Origin of the sequence: Micromonospora sp. NPDC047548 (genome assembly GCF_040642975.1) — a bacterium.
GTDB lineage: Bacteria > Actinomycetota > Actinomycetes > Mycobacteriales > Micromonosporaceae > Micromonospora.
On the sequence record NZ_JBEYTI010000018.1, the window covers coordinates 1 to 18097 of the forward strand.

Here is an 18097-nt window from a genome sequence, read left to right on the forward strand (position 1 = left end):
ACAAGCACGTCAGACCACACCCGCCGGTCGGCAAAACCCAACACCAGAACGCGACAACCAACCACAACAAGCCACAAAAGGTTTAATCACAAGCTCAGGCCGCGGCGCGATGCTCGATGGTGAACTCGCTGAGCTCGATCGCGATGCGGGTGAGATCCGAGCGGCTGCCGACCTTCAGCTTGCCGCGGATTCGTTTCGCGTAGGTGTTGACCGTAGCCAGAGTCAGTCCCATCCGGCGGGCTATCTCGGCGTGTGTCAGCCCGTGGGCGATCCACCGCAGCGTCTCGACCTCACGTGGCCCCAGCCCGTGCAGGTCGGCGCCCAGGGGTCGGTTCAGCTCCCGATGGAACCGGTCGACGAGCGATTCGCACAGGTAGAGTCCCCCTGCGGCGACGACGTGAACGGCCGTGGCCACAGTGTCGTGTGTGGACTGCCGCAGCACGCAGCCTCGGGCGCCGGCGCGTACCGCGGCGAGCAGGCCCGGCGGCCGGTCCCAGGTGGAGATGACCAAGGTGTGGCCGATTTGAGCCACCCGGCTGATCGTCTTGAGCGACCGCCCCTCGGCGTCGGCGGGGAGGTGCAGAAGCACCAGGTCGTACTGCGCGGTCGCGTCCAGCTCGTCGACGCCGGAGACGGAGGCCGCCACGGTCATGCCCGGCAGTCTCGTGACGAGGTGCTCCAGGCCGCTACGCGGAATCGGCTCGTCGTCGACGATGGCGATCGTTCGCGGTGCTGCGTCCATGCCCATGACTTGGCACCCTCCATGACCGGTAGGCCGCACCTCAGCAGTTCGGCGCCTTTCATGTTCTGACGGGTGCCACGCAAGTTTCATTCACCATGACGAGGCGCCTGCCGAATCCGGCCCCGATACGTTGCAAGACGTCCTGTGGGGTACGCGCCGCCCACTCCCGAATTGGCTCAAATCAGTGCGCACCCTGGGTGATCGCGGCGCCGGCGGTGCGGAGGTGGTCGGGTAGTAGGTCGGTGGCGGTGCGGACGAGTCGTCTGATCGACCAGTCATTGCGGTGCCGAGCTCGGCCAGTGGGACTTCCACCTCGCAGTCGCGCCGGTCCGCTTCGCCGGTACGTCCGGCAGCCCGGTCAACCCGATCGCCACATTCTGACCGCGGTGCACGATGGGGTGCGATGCCATGAACGGCCCGGCCCGCACCTGGAACGCGGTCGTGGTCGGTGAGGACACGCCGTGCTCGTCGGAAACCAGGCGGCACGAGCCACGACACCATCACGATCGATTCGCGACGGTCGCCCGGTTCGACCTCGTCACGCCCGTCTGAGCCGTACCGGCAAGGCTTGCACGCCCCGCATGGCGCGGCTGCGCCGCCATTCGATCTGGTCGGTCGACAAGGCCAGCCCCATGTCGGGATGAGCGGCGAGCAATTCCTCGAAGGCCACACGCGCCTCCAGCCGCGCCAGCGACGCCCCGAGGCAGTAATGGAGCCCGTAGCCGAACGCGAGGTGCGTTCGGCCCGCATACTCCGCATTGCGTTGCGGATCGTAGGCGTCGGAGTCGGCAAACCTCGCCGGATCACGGTTGGCGGCGCTGAAATGGACCAAGACGGCGTCGCCCGCCGGGATGAGTGTGTCGCCGACCCGGATGTCCTGGGTGGCGTACCGGGGGGTCGAGGCCTTCACCGGCGATTCGAACCGCAGGAACTCCTCGATCACGTCGGTCAGCTGCCGGGGGTCGGCGATCAGACGCGCCAGCCGTGCCGGCTCGGACAGCAGGATCAGCAGCCCGTTGGCGATAAGGTTGACCGTGGTCTCGTAGCCTGCCGCGAGCAGCAGGAAGGCCATTGTGATCAGCTCGTTTTCGTCGAGGCGGTCGTCATCGTCGCGGGCCTTGATGAGTCCATCGATCAGCGTTCCCTCGCCCTCGACGTCGAGCGTCCTGTCGCCCAGTTCCTTGCGGCGCTGGGCGAACAGATCATTGATCAGCGTGGCCAGCTGTCGGGATGCCTCGACCTGAAGACGGCCCTCTTGCTCGGTGACGCCGAGATACACGTCGGTCCAGTAGCGGAACTGTCCCAAGTCGTCGGTGCGCACTCCGAACAATTCGCCGATCACCAAGATCGGCAAGGGGCTTGCGTACGCTGCAAACAGGTCGGCGGGCTCGTCCCCGGTCGGCAGCGCGGCCAGGAGATCAGTGGCGATTGTGCGGATGCGTGGTTCGAGGGCCGTGACCCGCCGGGGTGTGAAGGCCTTCGACACCAGGCGTCGCAGCCGGGTGTGATCCGGTGGGTCCGTACGCAGCATGTGGGCTGCCACGTCGCCTGTCGCGATGCCGGTCCAGGCGACGGCGCGGGCTTCCGGTCCGGCATGCCGGCGGCCGTCGTTGCTCATTCGCGGATCCGACAGCACCTCGACGGCTTCGTCGTAGCCGGTGATGAGCCAGACCGGCAGGCCGTCGACGATGACCCGGGACAGCGGCCCCTGGTCGCGCAATGCGGTGAGCGCGGCGTACGGATCGCGGATGTAGCCGGAGTCTGATGTGTTCAGGCTGAGTAGCTCGGACATGGGAACCTCGCAGGGGGGTAGTGGTCGAGCGGATCTGTCCGGCTCCGAAAACGGGCAGGGACTCGAATCTATCGGCCGTATGGTCGCCGGTGACCCAGTCAAGAAGCGATGGGTGAACACGAGGGAGCAAACGCACCCCCGGCTGGGCCCCATCGTCACCTTGCGCGCCGCGTGCGTATGGATTATCGACCCTTTGTGTATGCGCGCTTTTTATGCTGCGGCCGTCGACGTCCCCAGGGCTGGTACGGAGGATGGCCGTGCAACTCGTACGCGTCGTGATCCAGGCAGCAGACCCGGTTACCGTGGCCGGGCTGGCCGCGCTGTTGAGCGGCCAACCGGGCATCGAGGTGGTACGCCCGGAGCAGCGTCAGAACGCAGATGTGGTCGTGGTCGGCACCGATCGGTTGACCACGGTGTTTTCCGGTCTACGACGAGCGGCGGCCGATTTCGGCACGCCCGTCGTGCTGGTCATCGACGACATCACCGAGCAGGAACTGCTCGTGGCGATCGAGTGCCGGGTCGTCGGAGTGATACCGCGGGGTGCCGCGACAGTCGAACGGCTGATCCAGGGTCTGCGTACCGCGGCGTCCGGCGGCGGGGTGCTGGCTCCTCGCCTAGTGGGTGATCTGCTCAAGCACGTCGAGCGGCTGCGCCGCGAGGTGCTCGCGCCAAACGGGCTCGACGGAATGTGGCTGACGCCGCGCGAGGTCGACGTGGTGCGGCTGATCGCCGACGGGTTCGACACCGCCGAGATCGCGGAGAAGCTCAACTATTCGGATCGGACGGTGAAGAAGATCCTCTACGCCGTCACTCACCGGCTGGGGCTCAGGAGCAGGGCGCATGCCGTGGCGTACGCGCTGCGTCACGGGATCATCTGAGCCGTTGACCGCCATGGCAGCACTTCCGGTCACGCAGAACCCCCAGCCGTTCAGCGTCAACCGCAAGGCACCGCGGATCCTGTCGCTGGTCTGCGAGGAATGCCGCAGCCGCCCCGTGGAGTACACGCAGTCGACCGTCAGCCGATACTGCGCGGTCTGCGGCAGATGCCAGCGCCGCCCGCGCTGAGGGCCGCAGCCGGTCAGGTCGCGGCCGGGGCCGGGGCGAACAGCGCGGCCAGCGCTCGGTAAAGCGCCACTGCCGGCACCTGTGTGGGACGAGCGCCGGCCGCGCCCACATGCGCGACGAGTTCGGGGTCGGGTGCGAGCGAGTGTTCCCGCAGGTAGTAGGAGACCGTGTCAGTCCAGATCCACGCGCCGTCGGTCCGGTAGGTCATGGGGACGACCTTGCCCTTGGCCGGATTCACCACGTCGTTCATTCGTTCGGTGGTCGCCAGCACGGCGGCGCCCGCGTCCAGGTAGGCGAGGACCGCCGGGTCGTCCAGGTGCGGATGCCGGGTGTCGAAGACCGGACCATGCTGCGGGTGAACACGATCGAAGACCCGGGCGATCTGGAGCGGACGGCCGGGCGTTGCGGTCCACAACAGCGCGGAACCGGACCGCGCGTGGCGTTGGTAGGGACGCAGCTCGACATCGGGTCCGTACACCTCGACCTGGGGGGCGGCCACCTCGGCTTGGGCCAGGGCGCGTTGAAGAACCGCGGTGACCCCGGGCAGCTGATCGACCGGCCGATCCGTCTCCAGGAGATAAACCCTGACGACGTCCTCGTCGGTGCCCAGGCGCCAGGCCCGCCACAGCGCCACGGCGCCGGCCGTTTGTGCGGCGGCGGCGATCGCGGCGTTGTCCGCCTCGTCCACGGCCGGCCTGGCCAGCCAAGGATGCGGGACGGTCAGGTCGAGCACGGGAGGAGACCCGACGGGCACCACGTCGTCGAGGTCGGGCAGCAGCGGCACGAACTCGTACGCACGCTGAGCCCCGCCCGAGCCGATCGGCTCGACCGAGTTCGGCGCCAGCGCGCTGACGAGCTGTGCGTCCTCGGCGGGCAGCGCCAGGCCGGTGGCGACGATCTTCGCGGCGGCCGCCGTCAGATCTCCCTCGCCCAACGAGAGCCGGGCGGCCGCGATCAGTTCGTCGCGGCCGTGACCGGCCGTTCGTAGCAGGATCAGGTGCAGGCGGCCCAGCTGGCCGGGGTCAAGGCCGGTCATGATCATCTCCAGATTCTCGTTGGGGTGTCACACCGGCGCCCCGCTCCCGAGCCGCGGCGAGCAGCTTCCGGCTCAGCTGGCGCTGCTCGATCTGCTGGTCGAGCCGCCGGCGCCGCTCCGCATGCACCTGGCGTAGGGCTTTTCGGCTGTTGGGGTCGGTGATCGCCGCCATCGCCGCATCCCGCTCGGCGCGGAGCGCTGCCCGGCGGGCATCGGCCGAACTCCGCAGTTGCTCCGCGAACGCCCGCACCGCCGCTCGGGCCCGCGACTGGGCACGGTCTGGATCGCGCCCGGCCGAGGCTGCGGTCGTCTGGTGCATGGTCATCTCCCTTCCGAAGTCTCTCCACCGCCGTCATCCGGTCGGATCCGCCCCCCTCGTCGCCTCCCAATCCGCGACCGCCTGCAAGATCTGCTCCAGGGCGGCACGCGATCGGGGAGCCCGGTCGCCTACGGCTTCAAGCCGACAGCCGAGCCGTCACGGCCGAACTCGACGACATTGCCGGGTCCGTTGTGCGCTGATCCGGTGGGGGCGTCCTTGACCAGGAACAACTGCTGGTCGCCCGCGACCGGCACCGGTACGCCGTCGATCGTGACCGACCGGTCCGTGCCGACGGGAATGATCGACTCGTATCCGTCGACGTCGAGGCGTACCTTGCCGTCCAGGATCTCGTTCGCGCCGATCAGGTGGAAGTCGTCGTCGACCGCCACACCGTCAATCTGGATGACTCCGTCACCGGTGGCGGGTGGCGCGAAGGTTCGCGAGGTCATGAAGTCCCCCTCGACCTGACCCGGCACGGGGTCGTCGGCCGGCGGCGGACTCGCGGTCAGGACCTTTTCGTGCGGGCCGCTGCCCTTCGGATCGCGGTCCTTCAGATCGCCGTCCTTCGGGGTGTCCTCGCGTAGCGTGCCGTCCTCCGACGGGCCGACCTCCTTGCCGTCGGGCACAAACCGCGGACTGGCCGCGAGGGTGTCGTCCTGCAGGTCGGCGTTCTTCGAGGAGTCCACCGACTTGCCGGTGGGCAGGGTACGTGCCGTGGCTTGCGTGCTGTCTGCGTCGGGTGGGCTGACAGCCTTCTGATTGCCGTTCGAGTTGGTCTGCTGGTCGTTCGGGTCGGAATGGAACTGCGAGTTCAGCTTCGTCGAGACGTCCTGGGCCGAATCTTCCGCCTGCCGGTAGCTCTGCGCGCTGACGCGCAGCCCGTCCCCGATGTACGCCATTCGCTGCGACACCGCGTCGATGCGGTCCTTGATTCCGTCGACTCCCTTGTTGAACGACGAGCTGAACTGCTGACCCAGGTCGTCCTGGCCGAACGCGTGGGGGTAGCGGGCCAGCAGCTCGTCCAGCTTGGTGGAAAGCTTGTCGAAGCCGTCCGCGGCTTCCTCGTAGGGCCGGGCGTGGCGTTCCAGCGCGTCGGGGTCGACCCAGAAGTTGTTGGCGGACATCGTCAGGCATCCGGGAGGGAGAGTCGCTCGTCCACCACGCGCGGGAGGTTCGGCGTGGCCGGGATCAGTTTCTCCACCGAGAGCTTGCCGCTGACGAGTTCCGAGGCGTCGAGGCCGGGCGGCATCAAGGGACGCAGGATGTCCACCGCCTGGGCGGAGGCAAGGTCCTTCGCGTCGGTGATCACGCGTATCAGCATGGCCGACAACTCTTGCGGTGCCATTCGTCGATAGGCGCTGGTCGGGAAGGTGATGTTGGTGACCACGCCGGTATGCCCGACGGTCACCTCGACCTCGCGTCGCGCCGACGACGCGGTGGCGGAGATCGCCTGCATCCTTCGCTGCAGGTCGCTCAACCCCGCCCGCTGACGCTGGTAGTACTCGAACAGGTCCTCGACGAAGTCGCCTTGCCCGCCAGACATCTGCTCCTCCTCTGCAGAACGAACCAAGCCAAGTACACGGCCCCGGCTCCGGCGACGGTAGGGAACTGCGGGCACCAGGGTGCGATCGCACCCTCAGCTGGGCCCTATCGCACCCGCGGGTGGGGTCCATGGGGGTCGCGTGGGGGTGGCGTTCGGGCCCGGTCGGGTGTGGAGAGGTGTCGCGGGCTGGTGGTGGTGGCCAGACTCGGTGGCTGACGAGTGTTCCGATTCAAGGGAGTGGATTCTCATGGCGCAGTCGGTCGTAAAGACCAGTACCGAGGGGATGCAGCAGGCCGGGCAGGCGTTTGCCGACACGGCCAGCGACTTCACCGCCCGGTTGCAGAGCATCAACACCGAGATGGCCACGCTGCAGTCCACCTGGACCGGCAGTGCCTCGACCGCGTTCAACTCCGCGATGGACGCCTGGGAGGCCGCCTTCCAGAAGGTCATCAACGAACTGCTGGGCATGCTCGAGGCGATGGGCGTCAACACCAACGAGTACGTCACCGCCGAGGACACCGCAGCCAACACCGCCCAGACCTTCGCCAACGCCCTGCCCGGCTTCTAACCCCCAACCCACCACCGGCCCCACGCCGACCCTCACGTACGGAGTCACGCATGTCGAACTACAGCTTCAACTTCCAGGTCGCCGACTACACCCTCGACGGGATGAACGCGATCAACACCCAGATCCGCCAAGCCCTCGACAGCCTGCAGGCCACCGCCGAGTCCAGCCTGGCCGAATGGACCGGCGACGCCCGCGAGCACTACACCGTGGCCAAAGCCGCCTGGAACACCGCCGCCCAGCAAATGACCGTCCACCTCGAAACCGCCCGCTCCACCCTGCTCAACATCTCCGACAACTACGGCACCACCGAACAACGCGCCCGCCAGATCTGGGAAAACAGCCGCGGCTGAGCAGAGCCGGTCGGCACGTTTCGAAGGGATCAAGCGGCCATGGCCAACAACGACGAAACCCCGCTCACCGATAACACGCACCCGGGCCAGAACCAAAATCCACCTGGTCCCAACCACGATGCGTATGACCAAGCGCAACAACCCGAGACCTCCTCCGGCTACAACCCCTCAGACCAGGACCAGACCCCTCCGCCCCCGGTCAAACCCGACGAGGTCGTCACCACGCCGTCGAACGACCACCAGTACGACCAGACCAGCACCGGCGCGAAGGACCCGTCGACCATCAAGCCCGTCGGCGACATGCCCAAGGTCCCCGACGAGGACACCGTCGCACCGGCCGATCAGGACGTGCTCACGGTGAACACCGCCGCGTTGCAGAAGTTCGCCGACAACCTGGCCAAACTCCAGGAGCACATCGACACCTCGGCGAAGTACGTCAACCTGGTCGACGTCAAAGCCGGCCACTTCGGTGCCGGCTACGCCCTGACCAAGGCAATCAACCTGCCGGACGGCGGCCTGCAGGCCGACACCTACGCCTTCATGGGCAGCGTCAAGGAAACCCTGTTCGACGTACGCACCGCGATCGCCAACTTGATCAAGGACTACGACGACACCGAAGAACTCAACAACCTCACCGGTGACAAGCTCGCCGATCTCCTCCGCGAGCCGTTCGGCGACATCAACAACCTGAGCGACTACGGCAACAGCGACTCCGGCACCGTCGGCAACACCGAAGAGAAGAACAAGGACACCACCAAACCGAAGTAGGCGGGCTGGCCGCGTACGGCGCGCGTCAATGGGGCAGGACAGTGAGGGTCGATGGCTGACGATCCGTATAACCAGGGGCAATTCACCGGTAACGACACCGGTATCTACAGCAACGGCAACGGCAGCCAGGTCAGCGACAACCTCGACGACTACCTCAGCTGGGACTGGAAGCAGATCAAAGCCGCCGTCAACGGGTTCGCCGCCAGCACCGACGCCGACGCGCAGCTGGCCGCGGCCCGCAATGTCGACCCCTCCACGCTGCACTACGCGTCCAAGGCCTTCCAGCACGCCCACGACACCATGAGCCAGGTCTCCACGAACCTCCTGGCTCAGGCCGACGCCCTGGCGGGCGAGAACGGCCCATGGAAGGGCACCGGCGCGACGGCGTTCCACGACAAGATGCGCGCCCTCTCCGACCTGATCAGCGCCAACGCCGAGCGGATCGCCGGTGGCGACAGCGCTGGCCCGACCGACTCCGTACCGAGTCAGCTTCACCACAGCGGCAACTATCTGGCCTGGGCGCAGTCGAAGTTGCAGGAGATCGACCTCGCCTGGGCCGCGTATGCGCGGGCCCTCGGCGCACCGGTGGTCAACGGACTGACCTACGTGTCGCAGACGCCAGGTCACCCGGAGATCCCCCAGAAGATCACCGAACACATGCGCAAGGTCATGAGCATCCTGGTCGAGCGGTACCGGGTGACGTTCAGCGCGGTTCAGGTGCCCGACACCGTCAACAGCTCCCCGAACCCCAACTCGAACAACCCTCCCAACCCGCCGGAGATCGACGGGAACGGCAACGGCCCCGAGATCGACGGGAATGGTCCGGGCATCGACGGGAACGGCCCGGGCATCGACGGCAACGGGCCGTCGATCGACGGGGACGGCCCGGGCATCGACGGCAGCGGCCCCGGGATCGATGCGAACGCGCCCGGGCTCGACGGCCTCGGCGATGGGATCGGGAGCGCGGACATCGGGGACGCGCCGGGCCTCGACACAGGTGATATCCCAGGTCTCAGCTCACCCGACGGCAGCGGCTTGGGCGGCAGTGACCTGGGTGGCAGCGGCATCGGCGAACCCAACATTCCCATCGACAGCAACCTGCCCGGCTTCGAAGAGCCCGGTCTGGGCATAGGTTCGGACATTCCTCCGCTCAGCGGCTTCACGCCCCCCGGCCTTGGCTCGGGCCTTGGCTCGGGTCTCGGCCTGGGCAAGTCGAAAACTCCAGGACTGGGGAACGCCAAGGCGCCGGAACTGGACCCGGCTGCCGGCGTACCCGAGCCGGACTCTGGCGTACTGCCGCCGGGAGCGTCCGTGGACGCGCCCGACGGCCTGGGCTCCGGCCTGGGGTCGGGTATTCCGCCGATTTCGCCGGGGGGCGCGCCGCAGGGTGCGTCGAGCCCGGAGCGGCCGGATGCGTCCGGCCTGCTTGGTGGGGTGGAGGAGCCGTGGGACACGGCTGGGGTGGGCGACCCCACGGCCGGTGCCGAGCGTGTCGGTGTCGCCCCGGGTGCTGGCCTGGGGTCGGGTATCCCGCCGATTTCGCCCGGGTCGGCCCCGCAGGGTGCGTCGAGCCCGGAACGGCCGGATGCGTCCGGCCTTCTCGGCGGGGTGGAGGAACCGTGGGACACGGCTGGGGTGGGCGACCCGACGGCTGGCGCCGAGCGCGTCGGTCTCACCCCGGCTGCCGGCGTGCCGCCGATCGCGCCCGGGTCCGCGCCGCAGGGTGCCACGAGTCCGGAGCGGCCGGAAGCGTCCGAACTCCTCGGCCAGACCGACGAGCCGTGGCTGACGGCGGACGCCGACGACGTTCCGGCGGTTGCCGTCGGTGGCCTCATGCAGGCTGGGCCGCCCCAAGCGGCCGCCGGACCGCAGACCTCCGACCGGGCACAGGACAAGGGGCCGGGCAAGGCGCTGGACAAGGCGTTGGACAAGGGGCCGGGCAAGGGGCCGGACAAGCCGCAGGACAAGCCGCAGGACGAGGCAGCCGGCACCCCGCGAGCGTTGCCAGGGATGGACGACGTCGCAGTTGTCTCCAGCGCGCCTGACCGCGGGCCATCGGCTGGCCCCGTTCCGACGGCGCGCGACCCGTTCGCGGACTTCCCCTCGGCCGGCAACCCGACTCTTCCGCCCGCCGCTGTCGCGGTGACCACCGGCAGCGACACCCCGGTAATGACCACCGCGGACGTGGTGCCGGAGTCCGGCACAACGGTGCCGAGCGGTGAGCCGGCGCAAGCCGCGACCGAACCACCGCAGACGACCGAACCACCGCAGGCGACCACACCATCGCGGACGACCGCGTTGCCCCCGCAGGTGATGGCGCCTTGGCCCGGAGCAATCGGGGTAGCGGGTCAGCAGTCGCGGGAACGAGCGACGTCGAGCAACGAGCCGGAGACGGGCGAAGCGGCCGAGGAGACACCGGACGTGGACAATGACGTCGTTCCGTTGGTGCGCCGCGGCGACGAGCAGGAGGACACCACCGGCTGGGGCGCCGTCGCCGGTTGGTTGTCCGCACTGGACGACGGGTACGCGGAGGACACGGCCGATGACGACCCGGATGACGATGGCGGAGACGATCCGCCGCCCGGCCCGCCGCACAACGGCCAGGACGGCGACTTCGTCAAGCGGCCGGAGCCCGCGGCCGACTCGGGCATCGAGACCTGGGGCGCCGGGTTCCTCGGCGGACCGAGCCGACCGGACGACGGGCAGCCTCAGGCGTACCTGCGCAGTGAACTCGCCACCTGGCGTCCGGCCCGCCCGGACGCCGAGCGGCCCGCGAGTGACGACCCAGCCGAGGTCGGAACGCTCGGCTGCGCGGCGTACGACCTGACCGAGGAGCAGCTCGCGAAGTACCACGCGGCTCGGAAGGCGACCGGCAACGGGTCCGGTGAGCTGGATGCCGAACTGGAGGAGCAGGCGGAGCCGGACGACGAGACGGCCGAACGTTCCGCAGCAGACCTGCTGCGGCAGGACGAGGACGCCTGGGGCAGCGTCCACGCGGCGCCGGGCGTGATCGGATGACCGGAGTAGAGCGAGGGTTCGCATGGGCACAGTGACTGTCAAGCGGCCGCCGCGGGTCGACGGGCCGCCGCTCCCTTCCGACGAGATCGAACTGGAACAGCCGCCGATCATGGCCGAGCCCGCCCCATTGGATTTCCGGTCGTTCCTGATGATCGTGCCGATGGGCCTCGGCATGGGCGCCATGCTGATGATGTTCGGGATGTTCCAGCGCTCGTCGGTCATGTACGTGATGGGCGGCGGCATGGCGGTGGCGATGATCTGCATGGGCGTCGTGCAGATGGGACGCAATGTCTCCGAGCGCAAGGCCAAGATGCGCGGGGAACGCCGCGACTACCTGCGCTACATCACTCAGCTCCGGCGGAAGGCTCGCGAGCGCGCCGACCAGCAGCGCCAGGCAATCGAATGGAACAATCCCGGACCGTCCTCCCTGTGGTCGGTGGCGATGGGAAGCCGCCTATGGGAGCGCCGGGCCGGCCATGCGGACTTCGCCCAGGTCCGCATCGGACTGGGGCGGCAGAACTCGACCGTGCGGTACAAGCCGCCGTCCACCAAGCCGATCGAGGACCTGGAGCCGTTGTCGTCGATCTCGCTGCGACGGTTCTCGGAAACGTACCGGACCGTCTCGGGTGTGCCAATCGCGGTCGGGCTGCGCAGCTTCACCAGTGTCGAGTTCGCCGGCGAGACCGATCACGGCCCGGGTCTCGTACGCGCGATGGTCGGCCAACTCGTCACGTTCCACGCCGCCGACGAACTGCGTATCGCGCTGCTCTGCGGCGACGACCTGTGCGCGGAGTGGGAGTGGGTGAAGTGGCTGCCCCACAATCAGCACCCGACGGAGTCGACGGCCGCCGGGCCGCTTCCGATGTTCGCGGCCGACCACGACGAACTGCTGGAGCTGCTCGGTCCCGAGATTGGCGATCGTGGCGACCACGATCGGACCGCCAAGCCGGTTCCGGGCGAGCCGTTCGTCGTCGTGATCGCCCACGGCGTAGTGGTGCCCGACGGCTCACGGATGCTCGGCGCCGGGCTGCGCAATCTGGTCCTTCTGGACGTGACCGGCGCGCTTCCGGGCGGCCCGAATGTTCTGCGGCTGGAGCTCACCGAGGACGCGGTGGAGTTCCCCGCGGGTGACGGAACCGGCCGGGCGTCGCGCGACGATCTGAGCCTGGTGCAGGCACAGGCGTTGGCGCGGGTGCTGGCGCCGAAGCGGACCAGCGGCACGCTGGAGATCGTCGACCAGCCGTTGGACAGCGATTTCGACCTGACCACGCTGCTCGGCATCCGTGACGCGTACACCTTCGACGTGCCCGCGGCCTGGCGACCCCGCAAGACACTGCGCGCCCGGATGACGGTGCCAATCGGGGTCACCGAGGACGGCGAGGTTGTCGAGCTGGATCTGAAGGAGTCCGCTCAGGGCGGCATGGGCCCGCACGGGCTGCTCATCGGCGCCACCGGCTCCGGCAAGAGCGAACTACTGCGTACGCTCGTCTGCGGTCTGGCGGCCACCCATTCCTCGGAGATCCTGAACCTGGTGCTCGTCGACTTCAAGGGCGGCGCCACGTTCCTGGGCATGGAACGCCTCCCGCACACGTCGGCGGTGATCACCAACCTGGCCGACGAGCTGCCACTGGTCGACCGGATGCAGGACGCGCTGAACGGCGAGATGAACCGGCGCCAGGAACTGCTGCGGGCGAGTGGCTTCGCGTCCCTGCACGACTACGAGAAGGCGCGCGTCGCCGGTGCTCAGCTGATGCCGTTCCCGGTCCTGTTGATCATTGTGGACGAGTTCAGTGAGCTGCTGGCCAGCAAGAGCGAGTTCATGGAACTGTTCGTGTCGATCGGCCGGCTGGGACGCAGCCTCGGCGTACACCTGCTGCTGGCCTCGCAGCGCCTCGACGAAGGGCGCATCAACCGCGTCGAGGGCCACCTGTCCTACCGGATCGCTCTGCGAACGTTCTCCTCCATGGAGTCGCGCGCGGTCATCGGCGTGGCGAAAGCGCATGAACTGCCGTCCGAGCCCGGCAACGGATACCTGCGGATCGACCCCACGAACCTGGTGCGGTTCAAGGCGGCGTACGTCTCCGGGCCCTACAGCGGCGGCGGGCGTACCGCGGAGACCGACGAGCAGCGCGCGGCCGCGGAGGTCGTGCCGTTCACGAGCCGGCCGGTCGCGGTCCCTCGCGCGCTCCCGACACCTGACGTCCTCGAGTTGACCCAGAACGCTCCCGCGCCCGAGGCGGGCGGGGAGTCGGAGACGTCCCTGATCGAGGTGATGCTGGACCGGCTGCACGGCGCGGGACCGCCGGCCCGCCAGGTGTGGCTGCCGCCGCTGGCGGAGTCGCCGAGCCTCGACTCACTGCTGTCGAGCGTGGTGCCCGACCCGAGGCGCGGCATGACCGTCGCCAAGCCGGGCGAGCGCGGGCGGCTGCGGGTTCCGGTCGGCGTCGTCGACCGGCCGTTCGAACAGGCGCGCGAGTTGCTGACGGTCGACCTGTCCGGGGCGGAAGGGCATGTCGGCATCGCCGGCGCCCCGCAGAGCGGCAAGTCCACCCTGCTGCGCTCGTTGGTCCTGGGCTTGGCGTTGACGCACACGCCGAAGGAGATCCAGTTCTACGCCCTCGATTTCGGCGGTGGCGGCATCATGTCGCTCGTCGGCCTGCCGCACATGGGCTCCATCGCCACCCGGATGGAACGCGACCGGGTGGTGCGGACCCTCCAGGAGATCCGGCAGATCATGGAGCGCCGGGAGAACGAGTTCGCCCAGCGCGGCCTCGACTCGATGGCCGCCTACCTGGCGGCCCGCGCCCGCGGCGAAATCGACGACCCGCACGGGCACGTGTTCCTGGTCGTGGACGGCTGGTTCACGATGAAGCAGGACTTCAGCGACCAGGAGGCCCTCTTCGGCGAGCTGGCCGCCCGGGGGCTCTCCTTCGGCATCCATGTGATCATCACCGCGACACGGTGGTCGGAAGTGCGGACCTGGCTGCGTGACCTGCTCGGCACCAAACTGGAACTGCGGCTCGGCGACACGATGGACTCCGAGGTCGGGTCCCGTAAGGCCGCGACCGTGCCGCACCAGGCCGGCCGTGGGCTCACCCCGGGTGGGCTGCACTTTCTCGGTGCGCTGCCCCGGCTGGACGGCGAGACGCGCACCGATGATCTCGCCGAGACCACGAAGTCGGCGACGGAGGAGATGCGGGCCTTCTGGCCCGGCCGCCCCGCGCCCGCGGTCCGCCTGCTGCCCGCCCGCCTGCCGATCGAGGACCTGCCGGAGCCGAAGCCGGCCTTCGCGGTCTGCGTCGGGCAGGACGAACAGCGGCTGGCCCCGGTGTGGCACGACTTCATGGTCACCCCACATCTGCTGGTGTTCGGCGACAGCGAGACCGGCAAGACCAATCTGCTGCGTGTGATCCTGCGCGCCATCCAGCACCAGTACGCCCCGGAGCGGGCCCGAGTGGTACTCGGTGACTCGCGGCGTGATCTGGACGGCGCGCTGGCGGACGCGTACCGGGCCGGGCACGCCCTCAGCTCCGACACGCTGCAGCAGCTTGCCAGCCAGTGCGTCGCCTCCGTCCGAGGGCGCGTACCGGGGCCGGAGATCACCTCGGAGCAACTGCGCCGCAGAGACTGGTGGAGCGGGCCCGAGCTGTTCGTCGTCGTCGACGACTACGAACTGCTGTCCCGGGGGATGGGGCAGGGCTCCACCCTCGACCCGCTGCTGCCGTTGCTGGCGCAGGGCGTCCATATCGGACTACACCTGATCATCGCCCGCAGCACCTCCGGCGCGATGCGTTCGATGATGGACCCCGTCCTGCGGCGGATGTGGGAGCTGGGTACGCCGGGTCTGCTTTTCTCCTATCCCAAAGAGGAGGGCAAGTTCCTCGGCGAGGCAGCACCGCGCACGATGCCCGCCGGCCGCGCCCAGTTGGTGACGCGGCGCGGAATCCGGCTCCTTCATACCGGTTTGGTCACTACTGGCGTGGGAGTGAAGCGATGAGCGCCACTGTGTATGGCGACCTGTGCCGGGTCACCGTGATCGGGCCGAAGCGCCAGGTCGACCTCGCGGTTCCGGCCACCAGCCCGATCGCCGCCCTGATCCCCGTGCTGCTGCGGCACACCACCGACGGCGACGGGCTCAGCGACCTGGGCGGTGGACGCCCCTGGGTGCTGCAGCGGCTGGGTGAGCGACCGTTCGACCCGAACGGCACGCCGGAGACGCTGGACTGGCTCGACGGCGAGGAGCTGCATCTGCGCGCCGCCGAGGACACCCTGCCGGAGCTGGACTTCGACGACCTCGCCGACGGCATCGCCACGGTGATCAATCGGCGGTCCGACCGATGGCAGCCGGAGTATCGCCGCTACCTGTTCCTCGTCCTGTCCATGGTCCAGCTCGCGCTGATCGGCGCCGTGCTGTTCGACCGGGGTCCCCTCGCCCTCCAGTACGCCGTCGGCGCGTCCGTCAGTGTCGCGTTGATCGTCGGCATGGTCCTCGCCGTTCGGCGACGAGCGGACGGTGCCCTCGCCCAGCTGCTGTGCGCCGGCGCGTGCGCGTTCGGTGCGCTGACCGGTGTCAACGTGCTCGACGGCGATCCCGAGGCGATCCGCCTGACGTCCACCGCGCTGCTCGGCGGCTGCGTCGGGGCCGCTCTCACCGCAGCCCTCCCGGTCGTGCTGGGACGGCTGTGGGACAAGCGGCTGCCGTACGCGCTGCCGATGGGCGTACTGGCCACGGCGGCGACGACGCTCTCGACGTCGTGGATGTATCTCGGCGTAGGACTCAGCCTGGTCCAGGCCGCCGCGGTGGTCGCGACCCTCGGCCTCACCGTGATCGTCTTCGCCCCGAAGCTCGTGCTGCGCGCGGCCCGGCTTCGCGGCCCGCAGCTGCCGCGTACGGGCGAGGAGCTGAAGATCGACAGCGATCCGGCGCCCTCGGACGTCGTCGAGTCTCGCGCCCAGGCCGCTGACGTCTACCTGAGTGTGATCGTGACGGCGGTGTCGGTCGTGATGCCGTTCCTGCTCTTCACCTTGATCGGTGACCGCAGCTGGGCGGCGTGGGGCGTCGCCGGCATGATCGCGAGCTCGTTGCTGCTGCGGGCCCGGCAGTTCCTCGGGGTATGGCAACGCATCCCGCTGAGCGTCGCGGGCAGCGCCGGCTGCGTCATGTTCGCCTTGGCCGCCTCCGGGCTGCTCGACCACTCCTGGCGGGGCGCCTTCCTCGGCCTCCTCGGCGTCACGTTCGCCGCGCTGCTGCTCGCGGCGTTGCGGCCGTGGCCGCGACGGCTCCTGCCGATCTGGGAGTTCATGGCGACCGTGTTCGACGTCGTCACGGCGCTCGCCGTGCTGCCTCTGCTGCTGCAACTGCTCGGCCTGTACGGCTGGGCCCGTGGACTGTTCGGGTAATCGCGATGCAGACCCAACGCGACCACGTGCACGCCCATCAGTTCCAGATGGGACGGATGAGTTCGGCTCTGGTGCTCGGCGACCCCAGCAGCGACGAGCTTCCCGCCCGCCGGGCGCTGGTCGGGCTGCTTGCCGGTGTGCTCATCGCGGTCCTGGCGCTGGTGGGCTTCGGTGTCTACGGCTGGCTCGTGCCGGGCGGCAACACCGACTGGCGCGCCAGCGGGACGATCGTCGTGGAGAAGCAGACCGGCAACCGCTATCTCTACCTCGAGGGCCGGCTGCGGCCGGTGCCCAACCTGACCTCCGCGATGCTCCTCGCCGGTAGTGGCAGCACGATCAGGCTGGTGTCCGCCCAGTCTCTCGCAGGCGTACCGCGCGGCTCGATGATCGGGCTGGTGGACGCGCCGCAGTCCCCGCCGGCGACCGGCAACATCGTGGCCGGTCCGTGGCTTGCCTGCTTGTCGGGGGTCGGGCCGGTGCCGCCCTCGGCCGACAGCACGACGACCACCGGGGGCACCCCGCCGCCACCGGGCAGCGTCCCGGCACCCGGCCCAGCGGAGCAGTCCCCGCCGGATCAGCATGCACCGGGTGCCCGGGGCGCCGCGACTCTGCCCATCGGCATCAACTTCGACCCGAACGCCGCCGCCACTCCGCTCGACGCCGACCGGTTCGTCCTCGTCACCGACCACACGTCCCGCTACCTGGTCCGATCGGGCACCAAGCACCCCGTCGGCGACGGCACGGTGATCGCCGCCCTCGGCCTCACCAGCGAGCAGCCGGTCACCGCCCCCGCGGACTGGCTCTCGGCGTTGCCCGACGGGCCGGACATCGCGCCCGCCCGCCTGCCCGGCGCCGGAACGCCCGGCCCAGCGGTGGCGGGCGCGCCGCACCTCATCGGACAGCTCTACCGTCAGGACGGCGTCGGCAGCGGCGACGACCAGTTGTTCGTGCTGACCAGGCAAGGTCTCACGCCCGTCGACGCGACGGAGTTCCTGCTGCTGCAGGCGGCCACCGGCCGGCAACCGGTGTCGCTGACCGCGACGCAGGTCGCCACCGCGGCGCGGTCGGACGACCGTTCCCTGCTCGGCCGGGTGCCCGACCTCGTCCACGCTCGGCTGGAGCCGCTGAGCGGCCGGGCGGTCTGCCTGCGCCAAAGCTCGGACCGTCAGGAGGTCACGACGACCCTCGTGCTCGCCGACCGGCAGACCGCCGCCGTGGACGTTCAGGGCGGCCGGTATCTGCGCCCGGACTCGGGCCTGGTGGTCTACGGGCTGCCCGTACCGCAGCGGACGGCCACGCGGTCCGTCCCGATCTACCTCATCTCCGACGCCGGAGTCGCGTACCGCCTGCCTGACAGTGACAGCGTTCAGGCGCTCAAGCTCGGCAAAGTCAGGCCGGTGGGCCTGCCCGGTTGGCTGGTGGCCCGGCTGCCGGCCGGTCCGGAACTGAGCCGGGAGGCGATCGCGGCGCGTACGGCGGGAACACCGAGAGGCTAG

General features: G+C 69.3%; 14 protein-coding genes. 8 read left to right on the top strand and 6 right to left on the bottom strand.

Going from position 1 to position 18097, the window contains the following annotated elements; genetic code table 11:
- Positions 1–94 precede the first annotated feature (94 nt).
- Positions 95–748 (bottom strand): response regulator transcription factor, encoded by a 654-nt coding sequence (locus ABZ807_RS19350; RefSeq protein ID WP_357159455.1) that lies wholly within the window; start codon positions 746–748, stop codon positions 95–97.
- A 532-nt stretch (positions 749–1280) separates the two neighbouring features.
- Complete coding sequence (locus ABZ807_RS19355) at positions 1281–2534, bottom strand: cytochrome P450 (RefSeq protein WP_357159458.1); 1254 nt, start codon at positions 2532–2534, stop codon at positions 1281–1283.
- Positions 2535–2791: 257 nt separating this feature from the next.
- Between ABZ807_RS19355 and ABZ807_RS19360 the strand changes: the two genes are divergently transcribed.
- Positions 2792–3412 (top strand): response regulator transcription factor, encoded by a 621-nt coding sequence (locus tag ABZ807_RS19360; protein WP_357159462.1) that lies wholly within the window; start codon positions 2792–2794, stop codon positions 3410–3412.
- 200 nt (positions 3413–3612) lie between these two features.
- Here the strand turns inward: ABZ807_RS19360 and ABZ807_RS19365 are convergent, their stop codons facing one another.
- From ABZ807_RS19365 to ABZ807_RS19380, 4 genes are all read right to left on the bottom strand, one after another.
- Entirely contained in the window at positions 3613–4635 is a 1023-nt protein-coding gene (locus ABZ807_RS19365) for a hypothetical protein (RefSeq protein ID WP_357159465.1), read from the bottom strand.
- Positions 4622–4954: a hypothetical protein gene (locus tag ABZ807_RS19370; RefSeq protein WP_357159468.1), complete on the bottom strand. Its 333-nt coding sequence runs from the start codon at positions 4952–4954 to the stop codon at positions 4622–4624. Before ABZ807_RS19370 ends, ABZ807_RS19365 begins: the two co-directional genes overlap by 14 nt.
- Positions 4955–5082: 128 nt before the next feature.
- The gene (locus ABZ807_RS19375) at positions 5083–6078 is read right to left on the bottom strand and encodes a hypothetical protein (RefSeq protein ID WP_357159471.1); all 996 of its coding nucleotides are present in this window, start codon (positions 6076–6078) and stop codon (positions 5083–5085) included.
- A gap of 2 nt (positions 6079–6080) precedes the next feature.
- Positions 6081–6497, bottom strand: a complete 417-nt coding sequence (locus ABZ807_RS19380; RefSeq protein WP_357159474.1) for a YbaB/EbfC family nucleoid-associated protein — start codon at positions 6495–6497, stop codon at positions 6081–6083.
- 247 nt (positions 6498–6744) lie between these two features.
- Between ABZ807_RS19380 and ABZ807_RS19385 the strand changes: the two genes are divergently transcribed.
- From ABZ807_RS19385 to ABZ807_RS19415, 7 genes are read left to right on the top strand one after another with little or no spacing between them, the layout of a single operon-like run.
- Positions 6745–7065: a WXG100 family type VII secretion target gene (locus ABZ807_RS19385; protein ID WP_357159477.1), complete on the top strand. Its 321-nt coding sequence runs from the start codon at positions 6745–6747 to the stop codon at positions 7063–7065.
- Between the two features lie 50 nt (positions 7066–7115).
- Entirely contained in the window at positions 7116–7415 is a 300-nt protein-coding gene (locus ABZ807_RS19390) for a WXG100 family type VII secretion target (RefSeq protein WP_357159481.1), read from the top strand.
- Between the two features lie 39 nt (positions 7416–7454).
- Entirely contained in the window at positions 7455–8183 is a 729-nt protein-coding gene (locus tag ABZ807_RS19395) for a hypothetical protein (protein ID WP_357159484.1), read from the top strand.
- 51 nt (positions 8184–8234) lie between these two features.
- A complete protein-coding gene (locus ABZ807_RS19400) occupies positions 8235–11201 on the top strand; it encodes a hypothetical protein (protein ID WP_357159486.1) in 2967 nt (988 codons plus the stop codon).
- A 22-nt stretch (positions 11202–11223) separates the two neighbouring features.
- Positions 11224–15198 (top strand): type VII secretion protein EccCa, encoded by a 3975-nt coding sequence (gene eccCa, locus ABZ807_RS19405; protein WP_357159489.1) that lies wholly within the window; start codon positions 11224–11226, stop codon positions 15196–15198.
- Positions 15195–16601: a type VII secretion integral membrane protein EccD gene (gene eccD, locus ABZ807_RS19410; protein ID WP_357159492.1), complete on the top strand. Its 1407-nt coding sequence runs from the start codon at positions 15195–15197 to the stop codon at positions 16599–16601. The genes eccCa and eccD overlap by 4 nt, the downstream gene beginning before the upstream one ends.
- 5 nt (positions 16602–16606) lie before the next feature.
- Complete coding sequence (locus ABZ807_RS19415; protein ID WP_357159495.1) at positions 16607–18097, top strand: type VII secretion protein EccB; 1491 nt, start codon at positions 16607–16609, stop codon at positions 18095–18097.